General features: G+C 58.0%; 17 protein-coding genes. 10 read left to right on the forward strand and 7 right to left on the reverse strand.

Annotated features, from left to right (window positions below; all coding sequences use genetic code 11):
- The first annotated feature begins 133 nt into the window (after positions 1–133).
- From CI805_RS10935 to CI805_RS21110, 6 genes are all read left to right on the forward strand, one after another.
- Positions 134–679, forward strand: a complete 546-nt coding sequence (locus CI805_RS10935) for a hypothetical protein (RefSeq protein ID WP_260923208.1) — start codon at positions 134–136, stop codon at positions 677–679.
- Positions 637–3,510: an ATP-binding protein gene (locus CI805_RS10940; protein WP_260923209.1), complete on the forward strand. Its 2,874-nt coding sequence runs from the start codon at positions 637–639 to the stop codon at positions 3,508–3,510. The genes CI805_RS10935 and CI805_RS10940 overlap by 43 nt, the downstream gene beginning before the upstream one ends.
- A 4-nt stretch (positions 3,511–3,514) precedes the next feature.
- Positions 3,515–3,880: a response regulator gene (locus CI805_RS10945; protein WP_260927948.1), complete on the forward strand. Its 366-nt coding sequence runs from the start codon at positions 3,515–3,517 to the stop codon at positions 3,878–3,880.
- 416 nt (positions 3,881–4,296) lie between these two features.
- Positions 4,297–4,572 (forward strand): HU family DNA-binding protein, encoded by a 276-nt coding sequence (locus CI805_RS10950; RefSeq protein WP_260923210.1) that lies wholly within the window; start codon positions 4,297–4,299, stop codon positions 4,570–4,572.
- 120 nt (positions 4,573–4,692) lie between these two features.
- On the forward strand, positions 4,693–4,833 hold the full coding sequence (locus tag CI805_RS10955) for a hypothetical protein (RefSeq protein WP_260923211.1): 141 nt from the start codon (positions 4,693–4,695) through the stop codon (positions 4,831–4,833).
- A 65-nt stretch (positions 4,834–4,898) separates the two neighbouring features.
- On the forward strand, positions 4,899–5,084 hold the full coding sequence (locus CI805_RS21110) for a hypothetical protein (protein ID WP_409934955.1): 186 nt from the start codon (positions 4,899–4,901) through the stop codon (positions 5,082–5,084).
- Here the strand turns inward: CI805_RS21110 and CI805_RS10960 are convergent.
- Positions 5,081–5,743: a DsbA family oxidoreductase gene (locus CI805_RS10960; protein ID WP_260923213.1), complete on the reverse strand. Its 663-nt coding sequence runs from the start codon at positions 5,741–5,743 to the stop codon at positions 5,081–5,083. The two genes, CI805_RS21110 and CI805_RS10960, sit on opposite strands and share 4 nt — an antisense overlap.
- Positions 5,744–5,897: 154 nt before the next feature.
- On the opposite strand from CI805_RS10960, the gene CI805_RS10965 reads away from it, so the two are divergent.
- Positions 5,898–6,353, forward strand: coding sequence for a YaiI/YqxD family protein (locus tag CI805_RS10965; RefSeq protein ID WP_260923215.1), 456 nt, complete (start codon positions 5,898–5,900; stop codon positions 6,351–6,353).
- Positions 6,354–6,518: 165 nt separating this feature from the next.
- On the opposite strand, the gene CI805_RS10970 is transcribed toward CI805_RS10965, so the two are convergent.
- Positions 6,519–6,986: a hypothetical protein gene (locus tag CI805_RS10970; protein ID WP_260923217.1), complete on the reverse strand. Its 468-nt coding sequence runs from the start codon at positions 6,984–6,986 to the stop codon at positions 6,519–6,521.
- 318 nt (positions 6,987–7,304) lie between these two features.
- Between CI805_RS10970 and lspA the strand changes: the two genes are divergently transcribed.
- Together lspA and CI805_RS10980 are read left to right on the forward strand one after the other, a co-directional pair.
- Complete coding sequence (lspA, locus tag CI805_RS10975; RefSeq protein WP_260923220.1) at positions 7,305–7,814, forward strand: signal peptidase II; 510 nt, start codon at positions 7,305–7,307, stop codon at positions 7,812–7,814.
- Between the two features lie 729 nt (positions 7,815–8,543).
- A complete protein-coding gene (locus tag CI805_RS10980) occupies positions 8,544–9,143 on the forward strand; it encodes a hypothetical protein (protein ID WP_260923222.1) in 600 nt (199 codons plus the stop codon).
- Between the two features lie 4 nt (positions 9,144–9,147).
- Here the strand turns inward: CI805_RS10980 and CI805_RS10985 are convergent, their stop codons facing one another.
- The 4 genes from CI805_RS10985 to CI805_RS11000 form a co-directional block, all read right to left on the reverse strand.
- On the reverse strand, positions 9,148–10,266 hold the full coding sequence (locus CI805_RS10985; RefSeq protein ID WP_260923224.1) for a type I restriction enzyme HsdR N-terminal domain-containing protein: 1,119 nt from the start codon (positions 10,264–10,266) through the stop codon (positions 9,148–9,150).
- A gap of 210 nt (positions 10,267–10,476) precedes the next feature.
- Positions 10,477–10,671 carry a hypothetical protein gene (locus CI805_RS10990; RefSeq protein WP_260923225.1) on the reverse strand — a complete coding sequence of 65 codons (195 nt, stop codon included), beginning with the start codon at positions 10,669–10,671 and terminating at the stop codon, positions 10,477–10,479.
- A gap of 401 nt (positions 10,672–11,072) precedes the next feature.
- Entirely contained in the window at positions 11,073–11,351 is a 279-nt protein-coding gene (locus CI805_RS10995) for a hypothetical protein (protein ID WP_260923226.1), read from the reverse strand.
- A gap of 142 nt (positions 11,352–11,493) precedes the next feature.
- Entirely contained in the window at positions 11,494–11,829 is a 336-nt protein-coding gene (locus tag CI805_RS11000) for a hypothetical protein (RefSeq protein WP_260923232.1), read from the reverse strand.
- A gap of 146 nt (positions 11,830–11,975) precedes the next feature.
- Here CI805_RS11000 and CI805_RS11005 point away from each other — a divergent pair, with 146 nt between their 5' ends.
- Entirely contained in the window at positions 11,976–12,155 is a 180-nt protein-coding gene (locus CI805_RS11005) for a hypothetical protein (protein ID WP_260923233.1), read from the forward strand.
- Positions 12,156–12,331: 176 nt separating this feature from the next.
- Here CI805_RS11005 and CI805_RS11010 read toward each other — a convergent pair.
- Positions 12,332–13,278, reverse strand: a protein-coding gene (locus tag CI805_RS11010) for an IS630 family transposase (protein ID WP_260923236.1) whose coding sequence is annotated in 2 segments (ribosomal slippage) — positions 12,332–12,942 and positions 12,942–13,278 — 948 coding nt in all. Because the reading frame shifts where the segments join, the coding sequence is not laid out codon by codon here.
- Positions 13,279–13,346: the final 68 nt, after the last annotated feature.

A 13,346-nucleotide genomic window follows, 5' to 3' on the forward strand; every position in this document is an offset into this window, starting at 1 on the left:
TCGGTCGAAAACCCTCATGCTCTGCGCAGGCGCTTCGACGGTCGCCAAGCTGACGTCCCGCTGCCCGCTAAATGGAGATTGGCCGCTGACACCATAAGATCTCGCTCCACTGCGAATTCCAACTTGTGCTCCCTTGCCGCAGAAACAATGCGCTATAAAAAAATTTTTCTGCGCCCATCCGGCACCTTTCGGGAGAAGAAGCGTTGATGGCATGCCATCATTGCAGCGGCTCTTACGAGTTGCCCCTCCTGAAAGCGTTCCTTTGCCTGTTATCGATCCGCCGGGCCATCATTCGGCGCAGAAGCTCTTTTCCGGCTCCGGTGAAATTCGCTCAATAGGTCGGTATCTGGATTGGGCGAAAACGCCTTTGGGGCCTGTTGACAGTTGGCCGCAGAGCCTTCGCTCGACGGTAAGGACGCTGCTGTCGTCACAATATCCGATGGTTCTGACGTGGGGCGGTGATTTCACCCAGATTTACAACGATGCCTATTCCAAGCTGATCGGAGACAGACATCCTGCCGGGCTCGGTGCCGATATTCGAATAACGCTGGCAGAGGCATGGGGGACGCTTGGCCCGATGATCGAGCGGGTGATGGCGACGGGAGATGCGAACTGGACACCGGCGTTACCCTCGAGATGCATCGCTCGGGCTATCGGGAAGAGGCTTATTTTTCGGTAAGCCACGCTCCGGCGGAGGATGACAATGGTGTGATCTCCGGGATGCTTGCGGTGTGCTCGGAGGTGACTGAGCAGATAGTGGGGGAGCGCCGCCTCAAGCTGCTTCGCGAACTCGCTGCCAGGGCGGCCAGCGCAGTGCAGACGAGGCAAGCCGCGCTCGATATCATGGCCGCGCTTGCCGATGACCCCCTCGACATACCTTATGCTGCGCTGCTGTTGCGCGCTGCGACCGGACATGAAGTTGCCGCGTCCTTTGGTCTTGCGGCCGATATTCTTCGCCAGATGGCAGACGAAGGCGATCCTTGGGGCTTGTCCGCTGCACTGCGAGGCTCCAGCTTCGTCATTGATACGGCGAACATCCATGTAGCAGCGCAAGGCGGCGCCTATCTCGATCCAGTAGTCTCAGCCATTTGCCTACCCGTGCTGGGCGAGCAGAATGCGATCGATGGTCTTCTCGTGTGCGCAATTTCGCCCAACCGGGCGCTCGACGAGGCCTACCGGTCATTCTTCGAGCTTGTAGGTGGGCAGGTTTCCGTTGCGATACGCAATGCCAAGGCGCGTGAGCATGAGCAGCGCCGTGCCGCCGAAATGGCCGAACTCGATCGAGCCAAGACGACGTTCTTCTCCAACGTCTCGCACGAGTTTCGCACTCCCCTCACGCTGATACTCGGACCGCTCGAGGAAGCGCTGAGCGATGAGCCCGCCTCCATGCCGGCCCATCGCGATGCGCTCGAGCTTGCGCACCGCAATGCGCTTCGCATGCTGCGTCTCGTGAACACCCTTCTCGATTTCTCCCGAGTGGAGGCGAGCCGGATGGCAGCAGCGCCCGAGCCTGTCGATCTTGCTGCGCTGACGGTTGACCTGGCCTCCAATTTTCGGGCGGCGGTTGAAAAGGCCGGTCTGGATTTTCGTGTCAAGGCGCTTGCGCTGTCGCGGCCTGCCCGCGTCGATCGCGAGATGTATGAGAAGATCGTGCTCAACCTCGTTTCCAACGCCTTCAAGTTCACGCACGAAGGGTCGATCGAGGTCCGTTTGAGTGAAGCCGACGATGCGGCCATACTGACCGTGAGCGACACCGGCGCTGGTATTGCAACCCACGAACTTGATAACGTGTTCGTTCGGTTCCACCGCATCGCCGGGCAAAAATCTCGCAGCTATGAAGGCTCGGGTATCGGTCTGGCGTTGGTCAGGCAGCTGGTCGAACTCCAGGGCGGCACCATCGTGGCTGAAAGCGCGGGTGAAGGGCGCGGGTCGGCATTCACGGTCACGCTCCCTCTTGCGCAGCCGGGAACGGGCTCCGCTCCTCTCGGCACAGGTGAATTTGAATCAACCTCCGTTCGCGCGAGCGCTTACGTCGAGGAGGCATTGCGATGGCTCCCTGAGGAGGCACTCCCCCTGTCCGAGCCCGCGCCACAGCGCCCACGGATCCTGCTGGCCGATGACAATGCCGACATGCGCGCCTACGTGCGACGACTGTTGGCACCGGATTTCAACGTCACCGTCGCCGCTGACGGCGCTGAGGCTCTAGCCCTGGCCCGCGAGACGAGGCCGGACCTTGTGCTGTCGGACATCATGATGCCGCACCTGGATGGATTCGGACTCCTTCGCGCGCTTCGGGACGAGCCAGCGACGCAGACCATCCCCGTCATTTTCCTCTCTGCCAGGGCTGGTGAGGACGCACGGATCGAAAGCCTCGAGGCAGGCGCAGACGATCATCTTGTAAAGCCCTTCAGCGCCCTAGAGCTGCGCGCGCGTATCGGCGGGGCGCTTGACCTTGCCGAGCTGCGCGGTGAAAAGGCGGCCCGCGAGCGGGTTTCTCGGGCGCGCGAGCAAACTGACCTTGCCCAGGCTGCGCAGTGGCGCAGCGAACAGCACCTTCAGGCGCTCACTGACGCCCTGCCCGTGCTGATCTCACATGTCGATCGCGACTTGCGCTATCGCTTTGTAAACCGCGCGTATGAAGGCTGGCTGGGCCGCCCGATCGACGAAATTCTCGGGGCCCGCGTTGAGGACATGATCGGCTCGGAAGCGCTTGGCCACGTTCAACAGCACATTGACGCCGCGCTGGCCGGTACGGAAGTTCAATTCGAAACCTTCATGCCGTACTCCGGCATCAGACCGAGACATATTCGCGTGGATTATATTCCGCAGCGCGGTCCCGATGGCTCGATTGAGGGATTCTATGGGCTTGTTCAGGATATATCCGAACGCAAGCTCGCCGAGCGGCATCGCGAACTGCTCGTCGATGAGTTGAACCACCGAGTCAAGAATACGCTCGCCGTCGTACAGTCAATTGCCGCGCAGTCCTTCAAAGGGGATCGTCAGCCTGCGGAGGCCCGCGCGGCATTCGAAGGGCGCCTGCTCGCATTGTCGGATGCGCATAATCTGCTGACCCAGGAAAGCTGGGATTACGCCATGCTGGCGGATATCGTTGAGAATGCAATCCGGCCATTTGGTGAAAGCCGTTTCGATGTCACTGGACCGGCGATCGCCCTTGAACCAAAAGCAGCGGTCAGCATCGCCCTCGCGCTTCATGAGCTTTGCACCAATGCCGCCAAATACGGCGCGCTTTTGGCTGCTCGAGGACGTGTGAGGGTCTCGTGGGATGTGGAGGAGGAACAAGATCCGAAATTCCACCTGAGTTGGGAAGAACATGGTGGCCCGCCTGTTTCGGCAAGGTCGCGGCAGGGGTTCGGGTCGCGCCTCATCGAGCGCGGCCTTGCAGCCGAACTGGGCGGCACGGCGGAAATGTCCTTCGCGCGCGAAGGGTTGAAGTGCCTGATCGCAGCGCCACTGGCCAACCTGGGAGGTCGCGATGTCTCTCGCGGGTAAGCGCGTGTTGATCGTGGAAGACGAAATGATCGTTGCCATGAATATCGAAGACACTTTGATGGACCTGGGCGCGATCGTGATCGGCCCGGCCATGCGACTGGATACCGCGCTGGAACTCGCCGGACGCGAGGAGTTCGACGTCGCCATGCTGGACGTGAACATTCATGGCGGGCGATCCTATCCGGTCGCCACCCTACTGAGATCGCGCGGCATCCCCTTCATATTTGCCACAGGCTATGGTCATGCGAGCGATGGAGAGGATTTCAGTGACGTTGCGACGCTAGCTAAACCGTTCCGCGCAGCAGATCTCGAAGCAGCACTTTGCAACGCTCTTCAATCGCGGCGGAACGTGCCGCGTAAGTCCTTGTAGCGCCTCAGGGGCATCGATACCTTAGAACAGCCGCTGTATCGTTACCAGATCCGGTCATTCGCCCTCCGGTCGTTGGATGGCACGAACTAATCGGCTGCCGCCTCGTCTTGAACGTCAGCTATTTCCGGTGCCCTACTCCGGACCGGACATTCGCCTAACGGCCAATCTTCGGCGTCTAGGATGGGTTAGCCGACGGGCCGCACCTGGAGGTTGAAATTCGACGGCTGAACGATCGACGAGGGTCGATGACTGGCGTGGTTTCCCCCAACGAAAACCATTCACTGTACGCACGCCTCTGCAAGAATTCGGTCTTGGTCAAAGCTATGCACAGAGATGGTCGCGGGCACGTTGATGGCCAGAGCAACCCGATATAGCTCTCACCCACAAAGCACCAAGACGGCAGGAGATCACTTCAGATGAACAATGCAGACCTCGCCGACAAGCTGGCTACCGAAACCGGCATGACCAAGGCCGACGCCAAGAAGGCGGTCGATGCTGTTTTCGCAGCGATCGCCGATGCCGCCGCAGCCGGTGACGAAATTTCGCTTAACGGCTTCGGAAAGTTCAAGGTCAAGGATTCCCCGGCGCGCGAAGGCCGTAACCCATCGACCGGCGAGACCATCCAGATCGCCGCCTCCAAGAAGCTGACCTTCGCGCCTGCCAAGGCGGTCAAGGACAAGCTCAACGGCTGATAGAGGCCATGGGGAGGACGGCGCAGCAGGACTGCGCCGTCTTCTACAGACGCAAATTTTATACGCTGCAATACAAAGTCCCCTTTTTCGCGCGCACCGGAATTGACGGCGAGGCCGACAGTGCCCAAATTCCAAATGCACCATGGCTCGCCGGGCGTGCTCGATCATGCCTGCCTGCGCTTTTCCAGCGGCGCACGCGCCACCTGGGAGTTCGAGCGCGGCGAGGAGGTGTCCGCCTCGATTCCCCCGGCCCTCTGCTAATCCAGCCGGACTCTGCCTGCGACCTGCTGATCGAGGCCGCAACAGCAGGTCTGGGCATCATACATCTGTTCGAGGACTGGCTTGCCCCGGCCATACAGGCAGGCACGCTCGAGCGGATACTTGGCGAATGGGACGCGCCGTTCTCGGGGCCGATGCTCTACTACTCCGGTCGCCGGCAGCTTCCCCCGCCGCTCAGGGCTTTCATCGACTTCACCCGGCTCAAACCCGTAGACGCCTGGCCAACCCGCTAGCGAGAAGCCGCCGCCTGCTCGGCAGCGATCTTCCTCAACGCATCCTCGAACACCTCGACGGGCTGGCCGCCCGAAACCAGATACTTCTCATCGATGACGATGGCCGGCACGCTGGAAATGCCGCGTGAGCGCCACAGTTCCTCCTCGCCACGCACTTCTTCTGCAAATTCATCGCCGGAAAGAATGTCCCCTGCCCGCGCGCGATCGAGGCCTGCCCGCGTCGCTGCATCCACCAGCACCTCATGATCCGCGACACTGCGCCCTTGCGTGAAATAGGCCTCGAACAGCGCATGCTTGAGGGCGGACTGCCGCCCCTGCCCTGCCGCCCAGTGCAGCAGACGGTGGGCATCGAACGTGTTGTAGATGCGGCTATCGTCAGCAATGGCCATCGTGAAGCCGACGCCCGCCGCCCGTTCCCGGATCGCCGCCCGGTCCGCTGCCGACTGTTCCGGCGTACTGCCATACTTCTGGGAAATATGTTCGCGCAGGTCCTGCCCTTCGGGTCCCATGTTCGGATTGAGTTCGAAAGGCTGGAAATGGATGTCCGCCGTGACTTCCCCGCCAAGCCGCTCAAGCGCCGCCTCCAGGCCTTTGAGGCCGATGACGCACCAGGGACAGACCACATCCGACACGAAATCGATCCTGAGGTGCTGCGGCATATTCAAACGCTCCTTCGACAGGCTGACATGCAGGCTTGCTGAACGATCGAGCCGTCGTTGGCAATTCCAGGCGGCGCGCTGATGCCCCGACAGCGAATAAAAACCTTAGATCACCAAGGTTCGCCATTCCTCCGCACCGCCGCTATGGCAAGGCATGATACAGATTCTGATCGACGCCGACGCCTGCCCTGTGAAGGACGAGACCTACAAGGTTGCGGCCCGATACAAGGTGCCCGTCGTTGTCGTCAGCAACAGCGCGATCCGCATACCGCGCGAGCCTAGCATATCGCGCAAGGTGGTGAGCGATGCGTTCGACGCCGCGGACGACTGGATCGCCGAGCACACCACGCCCAACACGGTCGTCATCACGGCGGACATCCTGCTGGCAGACCGTTGCCTGAAGCTGGGGGCAGTTGTTATCGCGCCTAACGGCAAGCCGTTCACCACGTCCTCGATCGGCGGCGCCATCGCCGTGCGTGCCATTATGGCCGATCTGCGCGCCGGTGGCGACAGCCTCGGTGGGCCGCCGCCTTTCAGCCAGGCCGACCGCTCGCGATTTCTCTCCAGCCTCGACGAGGCTCTGGTAAAATTGCAACGCCAGCCCAGATAGTGGCGGCATGCAAGGGTCGCCGTTGAACTATGATCCTTCCGGATGGCGCCTATTGTCGTCGTCCGGCGGCTCGTACCCATTGCGCAGAAGCGGTCATTCGTTCGGGGTGGACCCGCTTGTCTGACGAGAAAAAGCTGCTTGTCGGCCACCGCCCCATTGCGGTCATTACGTCCAGAGCTTCCACCACGGCTTTTTTGCGACGATTTTTTCTCGATAGCCAGTGCCGGAAATAGCGTGCTGATACACGCCCGGAAGCTGCTCAGTGATGCCCGCTGGCCGGGGGAATGGTTTTGTCTCGCCAAGCAGTAGGTTGCAGATCAGGAAATCAAGAAGCTCTGATTGATATTCCCGATCACTCGCTTCCAGCATCTTGGTTGAGCAGAGCGCGTTGGTGACGGCGTATATCTCGCCGTCTTGCGCAATCATAATTTTGTAAATGCCTTGCCCGGTCCAGCTTCTGTGAAAGCAGAGTTCGTTATCATCGAGATAGACAAACCACTTATCTTCCATTGCTCGGGGGAGCAAACCTGCAGATAGCTTTTCAAACTGCTCTTGGGAGAAATCGGCACGATAGGGGATCGCGACCATGTCCTCGAACGGGAGTCGCTTCCAGTCGCTGGGCGTAACAGTCATTCGGACACCTTGATCACGCTGCCGTCATAGCCCGATGAGGCAGCTCGCTCAACGACTGCTTCCCACCCATCCCGGCTGCTGGTTGCTCGGATCGACAAGCCTAACCGGACAGACGGCTTGCTGGGGCGGTAGATCGCCCTTGGAGCGACCGACAAGGGCGCGTAGGAGCCCAGTGGGCTCACAGAGAACTAACCGCCCACGCGGCCCGTCCGCAACCGCCCCAGCGTCGCCTCCCATCAACCAGATTGGCTTTCCCGTGAGCGGTCGTTATTCATACAGAAAGTCGAACGGTCATTTTTGCGGTGAGAGGTGAACTGGATGTCGAAGGGGACACGGATTGGTCTGCTGATCCTGATTGTGGTCATGCTGCTGTCCATTGACCAGATCACGAAGCTCTGGGCCTACAGTACGCTTGCGCTGGGGCAGAGCCTTTCCATACCTGGGCCAGTCAACCTTACGCTAATCTTCAACCGCAGCAATGCATTTGGGCTGACGCCCGATTATGGAACCGTAACGCGATGGGGCTTGGCGGCGCTTAACGCCGTGGTGGCCTGCTTCATTATCTACTGGGTCTGGTCCAGAAAACATGAGCCTCTTATGGTGGCGGGACTGGCATTCATAACGGGCGGAGCGGTTGGGAATGCAATCGACCGGATTTGGCTCGGCTCGGTTATCGATATGTTTGATGCGTCTAAGGCTGGCTTCATTTGGGTATTCAATCCCGCAGACGTTTTTATCGATGTCGGTATAGCTCTCTTAGCCCTATGTGCCGTGTTCGGCCGTGGCACTGACGCCGGAGTTGGCCATCCGAGAGCTACCAGCGCCTAGCTCCATTGTCGGCAACCCGAACGTCCGCTCTACGCCGCTTCGGTAGCGGTAGAAGTCGGTCCGCAATCCACCCATTCCAATCTAACCTCCGTTGGTTCGCGCCGCCTGAAACCGGTTTGACGGCTTCACAACGCTAAATTTGGCGATGAGCCATGCGGAACGGCAATCAGGGGTGGCTAGGCGACAGGCTGCTTCTGATCGCGAAGGGCTATAGAGCCAACGTTCGGCGTTTCCGGCGGCGAATGACCCATAGCGCGACGGGTGTGATATAGAACCAAGCTGTTACTGCGGCCCAGACGGAGATGCCTTCGGGTGTGCTTTCCGCACTAAAAGAGGGCCAGAGCGGAAGTTCCAACGTGAAAAGGCTGAACAACGCGACCGGAACTGCTGTTGCCACCCATACGATGAACACAAGCCAGAACAGGCTATTTCTTAGGGCAAGAGGCGTGTTTGACATGGACGCGAGAATGTCCGCTTCAGAGGTCCGCGTCCAGCCCGTTGAAGGGCCAGCTTGGGGCGGTTGCAGACGGGCAGCGTGGGCGGTTAATTCTCTGTGAGCCCGCTGGGCTCCTATGCGCCCGTCGCCGCCATCCGAATATGGCTTTCTCTCGCCGGAAAGCGGACATTTAGATTTATGACGATAGGGGGCGTTGTTCCGGTCCTTCTAAAGCATCAACAACTGCGCTACAATCAGTCATACATTAAACGTTTTTGCAAGAAGGTGGAATTATGGGCCTGCATCTTACATCTATTGCTCAGATAAATGCAGTCCAACCCCAACTAGCTGGGGTAAGATATTTTGTTTATATCATTAATTACTATGATATAGAGGAAGATGTCATCGACGAGTTGGTTTCATCGGTGCCCAAAATGAATGCTAAATTTTCCCAGTCGGGCAATGTCGTTTCGATCTCGGCGCTCAAAAATCTACATTTTGGCAACGAGGCCCTCTCATGGGACAATTGCTTTGGACCCGAAGCCGATGAGACATGCCCTGCGATCCTGATCTGCACTCTGCCGCCGTTCTATTTTATTCCTAAGCTGCTCGCACAGAGTGACAGTGGACAGGATAGTGCTGCAACCGATGTCCCTTGGATACTTCTAAGCTTGAAGGACCGAGGCAAAGATATCAATGATTTGCGCGAGATCATCGAAAAAGTGGTTAAGGAGGTCGCGGCGGGAGAGGATATTTCAAGCTTTGAAGCTGTAAAGCTGCTCCACACAATCGACAACCGCCCGGTGATTAACGCGGAGATCGGCGCGACAGGCGACCGCCTTTCCGAAGCGAACATCTTCCGGCGACTTGAACCGCAAGACCATCAGAAGTGATGGACTAGAGGTCAGGCACAAGCTTAAACGTGCCTGTGAATTCAATTTCCATCCGGAATGACTGGGGGACGGGGAGTGCGATGTCATAATGTGACGACGCATGAAATTCCCCGATTATCTCCTGTCCATTGAAATACATCCAAATACGGAGAAAAAGGCCACCGTCGACAGTGTTAGCCATCTGACCTACTTCGCCCATCAGTTGGGGCATCAACGTACCTTGCGGGATCGAGAAGTCCTTGATGGTCTCAAAGAGCGTCAGATTATCTGCATCGATCGAGATGAACTTTGCGGCTGTGGTGAAGGAAAGCTGGTCAATTCCCATCATCTCCATGCCTTGCCGGTTGGGTTCAGTCGCGCCACTCATCTGCGCTCTGGCTAAGATACGCCCGTTCTCGTCGCGCTCCAGCCTGCCTGACTCGACTCGCAAGATAAAAACATTTTTGAGCTGTTCTAGCTGCTGCTCCATCTGCGCAATCTGCGGGAGATTTGCACGTAGAACCTGGGTATGATCCTCTCCATCGACAAAGATGCGATAGTTCTGATCTATGATTTTGTAGAAGCCCGAACGCAGGTTGACGGCCGATCCTAGACCATTGCAGAGCTTGAGACCGCGATCATATTCAACCTTGCAAAGTCGCGCCAGATTAACTTTCGAGAGAATATTCTCTATCTCGTGAAAACGTTGATTAACCTCGGCGATCGGAATGGCTACGACTGGCTGAGCGCTCGGTCCGGAGAGGGTCTCGTAGATGCGTAGCTCATGCCCGTTACAAAGCAGAAAGTAATTAGCGCCGACCTGCGCGTGGGCGGCGTAGGAATGAGCCTGCTCGACTTCCAGATTTGTAATTGCAACGCTGCCAGCTTTCGCCTCAACAACGAAGCTGCCGCGAGCACCTTTTAGCCCTGCCAGATAATCGGCCTTCCCAAGCGGCACATCCTTTCCCGATCGGCGTCCGATATGAAAATACGGATATTTGAGAACGCGCTCTAGATCGAGATATGAGGTCTCATCTTCTCCATAACCAAGGTGCCGGATGAGCGGGTCGATCAAGTAATATCTGACCTCAGTCTCGTTGTAAGTCGGCCCCGCTGCGATTGCGTAACTGGCGATGAGATCCATGGCTGCCTCTGATCATTGGCGGTCTACTGACATCCGCTCTTCAAGCCATGAAGCACGGCGACCAGTGTGCGCAAGTCGCAGCGTGCGGCACAAATGTTTTCCGGAATGCCGTCCATTGAGAAAAAAAGGCGAAGGCTCGCCCGGAAATGACGGGCAGCTATTTGCCCCTCTGAAACAGTAAGACGACCTTCCGCAATCGGCCATAAGGCGTCAGGCTGTAGGGTTCGCATTTGTTTCGCGCATGAGCGCAGACAGCTGCTTCTTGAATGATTGCCCATCGAAGTGCGCATCGATTTGCGTGAAGCCCTCCTGCGCCAACCGCGAGCGCAGCTCCTTAATGGATACGCAGTGACCTTCACGGGCGAGTTCGAAGGCACGAATTGGCAAAGTGGTCACGGGCGTCATTATCTTCTCCAGCGATGATCTTGTTTGCGCGTGCCGAAGCCCAATTCAACAGCAGCAACGATTAAACCCTCGGCAAGCAAAGAAGTTACATAGCGTTGCACTAGGTCGAAACGTTGTTGGTGCAACATGCGGATTCCCGCACCCACCCTTTTAGTCCGGGGTAGAGATGAACGGCCATTGCCGGCCAGTCGGCGGCATCTAGAATAGCAACGCCGCCAGTCCGTGCCTGAGGGTGTAAAATTTGGGAGGTGAACGACCACAATGGGTCGGGCGGTACCGCGCAGTACACAGGAGCCGACGGTCGGCTTCACCCGCATGCGGCGCCAATACCGGGCTGGACGAAAGCCAACCATCGCAGACATTCAGCGAGCCAAATTTATCCAGGCCGCCTAGGGTGGGCCTCAATCGGACAATTTGTGTATCACGTGCAGGTTGGGCTGGGTAACGTCGCCCGCCTCCCCTGTATGGGCCCGCTTATTGGCGACCAACACGTCATGCTCGGCGAACACACGCTCAATCTCTCTACGTTTGTCAAAGATCATGCGCGCGACCCCTGCCGTCATTCCACCTTCGTCACCGACACGGCCCAGCACGCCGGCCAGATCCTCTAGCGTGGCCTTTTCCAAATTGCTGTGAAGGTTACCTTTGGCGTCGAGGTAAGCGGTGCATTCAGTCGCCATCAGTCAACCTCGGTCATAAATGGTTCCGATCTACAATTGCACATCCACGTGGAATTTACGAACCATACTTAAATATTCTAGCGCTGGCGTTCTCAGCAAAGTCTAGCCCTGCCCGCCGAGGCCTAGCGGCTGGTAGCGGTGATCAGCGTACACGCCTTTCCATAGCCGTTTGCGGTGACCAGTTTGGAATATCTTCTGCACCAATAATGGCGGCAAAGATGGCGCCCGGCGGAGCACGCAGGAGCTTGGCCGGCAAGACAAGGTCGATTTCGTCGAACAGAGCCTCGACCCTTTCACCAATCAAGTCACGCAAGGGAGGTATTATCGCTTGTGCTGCGCCCGCCAGCACGCTCCTCTTTATCAGGATCGAGCGCATGTTCGGTTCGGCTCCGATGCGTACAACCCATCCCTGATTCATTATTACCCAGCTTTTCTCACGCTGAATTGTTGGCGCTATTTCTCTTCCCATTCGGACCATGCTCTGTCCCTCAGCCGGTAAAATCAATCAGTTTCAGGATTTTAAATTCCCTCACGTTCGGCTGTGAGCAGCGCTCGAGCCTACGAGGGCAGCAACGAAGGGACATTTGCTGCGTTTGACCAGCAAGACAAAATTGGAGAATCGATTTGGACAACAGCAATCAGCGCTCGACTGAAAACAAGGGCGGCAGGAAACTCAGCATCACCCTTGTCGGCGTGATCACCATCATTTTCGTGCTTGCGGTGGGCATCATGTGGGGCGGTGCGGACATCATGAAGCGCCCCGGTGCAGATCCTGGAGCGGTTCAGCATGCTCCCGCTGATTAATCTTGAAAGACCCACAACCCGCTTATCTGACGGCCCGATAGCTAAGTGACCGGAACAAGCAGTGGTCCAAGCAATTGTAGGACTGCTGAACCTTTGCTCAGTAACTCTGTGAACCTGCAATGCCGGTAATTTCGAGCGAGATTACCGGCATTTTTTTGGGCTAGAGCGGATTTCGATCAGTCTGGATCATATCCGCAAGAGCTGAAGTAATTGGCGCATTCGGCGGGTTGGAAGATGTCGACGAGCTTTCCGATGAGGCTCCACAGACCGCTGACTGTTCGCTCCCCGATTTTCCTTAGGAGGGCCTTGAGGCGGGAGAAAGCCTTCTCGATCGGATTGAAGTCCGGGCTGTAGGGCGGAAGGAAGCGCAGTGTCGCACCTGCTGCTTCGATCCGATCCCGGACAGCCGGACGCTTATGGCTCGACAGATTGTCCATTATGACGATGTCACCTGGCCGCAGTTCAGGTACGAGAACCTGGGCCACGTAGGCCTCGAACCAATCGCCGTTGATGGGACCGTCCAGTACCATCGGTGCGACCATGCCCGTCATGCGCAGAGCCGCGACCAGCGTAGTGGTCTTGCGGTGCCCGTGAGGGAAACCCATCCGCAGTCGCTCGCCTTTGGCACAGCGGCCATGGCTGCGGGTCATGTTGGTGGCGGTCCAGGTTTCATCGATGAAGACCAGGCGTCCTGGTTCGAGGTCGACCTGCCCCTCGAACCAATCATGCCGCTGCTTCAGGACGTCGGGACGGTCCTGCTCGATTGCATGGCCAGTCTTTTTTTGCGCGTCATGCCCCGACGTACAAAAAACCGATGAAGTCCCGCTACCGAGACGATCAGTCCGGCTGCGGCCAGATCCACCCGTAGTTCTTCCAGCGAAATGTCCTTCCGCGCCTCCCAGACAGCGAGGACTTCCGCCGCTCGTTCCTCGATCCGGCGCGAACGCACATCACCGCCTTGCGGTTTGGCGGCAAAGGCGCCCGTGTCGCGCCGAAGTGCATGCCAGCGGATCGCCGTCGAGGGGGCAACACCAAATCGCGCCGCCGCCGCCCGGCAACTCAATCCGTTATCGATCGCTGCCAAAAGCCGCGAGCGCAAATCCATCGAAAGCGGATGACCCATCCATGCCAGCCTCCTTCACCAGCACGGATTATGAATCACAAAACGCTATCGTAGGGAATCCCTACCGA

The organism is Novosphingobium sp. 9 (genome assembly GCF_025340265.1).
In the GTDB taxonomy this organism is placed as follows: Bacteria; Pseudomonadota; Alphaproteobacteria; order Sphingomonadales; family Sphingomonadaceae; genus Novosphingobium.

Bases quoted from the DNA above. Each gene is read 5' to 3' on its own strand.
- CI805_RS10940 (WP_260923209.1), top strand. From the start codon at position 637: ATGCATCGCTCGGGCTATCGGGAAGAGGCTTATTTTTCGGTAAGCCAC.
- CI805_RS10990 (WP_260923225.1), bottom strand. From the start codon at position 10,671: ATGACGCCCGTGACCACTTTGCCAATTCGTGCCTTCGAACTCGCCCGT.
- CI805_RS10980 (WP_260923222.1), top strand. From the start codon at position 8,544: ATGGGCCTGCATCTTACATCTATTGCTCAGATAAATGCAGTCCAACCC.
- CI805_RS10970 (WP_260923217.1), bottom strand. From the start codon at position 6,986: ATGACTGTTACGCCCAGCGACTGGAAGCGACTCCCGTTCGAGGACATG.
- CI805_RS10950 (WP_260923210.1), top strand. From the start codon at position 4,297: ATGAACAATGCAGACCTCGCCGACAAGCTGGCTACCGAAACCGGCATG.
- lspA (WP_260923220.1), top strand. From the start codon at position 7,305: ATGTCGAAGGGGACACGGATTGGTCTGCTGATCCTGATTGTGGTCATG.
- CI805_RS10965 (WP_260923215.1), top strand. From the start codon at position 5,898: ATGATACAGATTCTGATCGACGCCGACGCCTGCCCTGTGAAGGACGAG.
- CI805_RS11000 (WP_260923232.1), bottom strand. From the start codon at position 11,829: ATGGTCCGAATGGGAAGAGAAATAGCGCCAACAATTCAGCGTGAGAAA.
- CI805_RS10985 (WP_260923224.1), bottom strand. From the start codon at position 10,266: ATGGATCTCATCGCCAGTTACGCAATCGCAGCGGGGCCGACTTACAAC.
- CI805_RS10995 (WP_260923226.1), bottom strand. From the start codon at position 11,351: ATGGCGACTGAATGCACCGCTTACCTCGACGCCAAAGGTAACCTTCAC.
- CI805_RS10960 (WP_260923213.1), bottom strand. From the start codon at position 5,743: ATGCCGCAGCACCTCAGGATCGATTTCGTGTCGGATGTGGTCTGTCCC.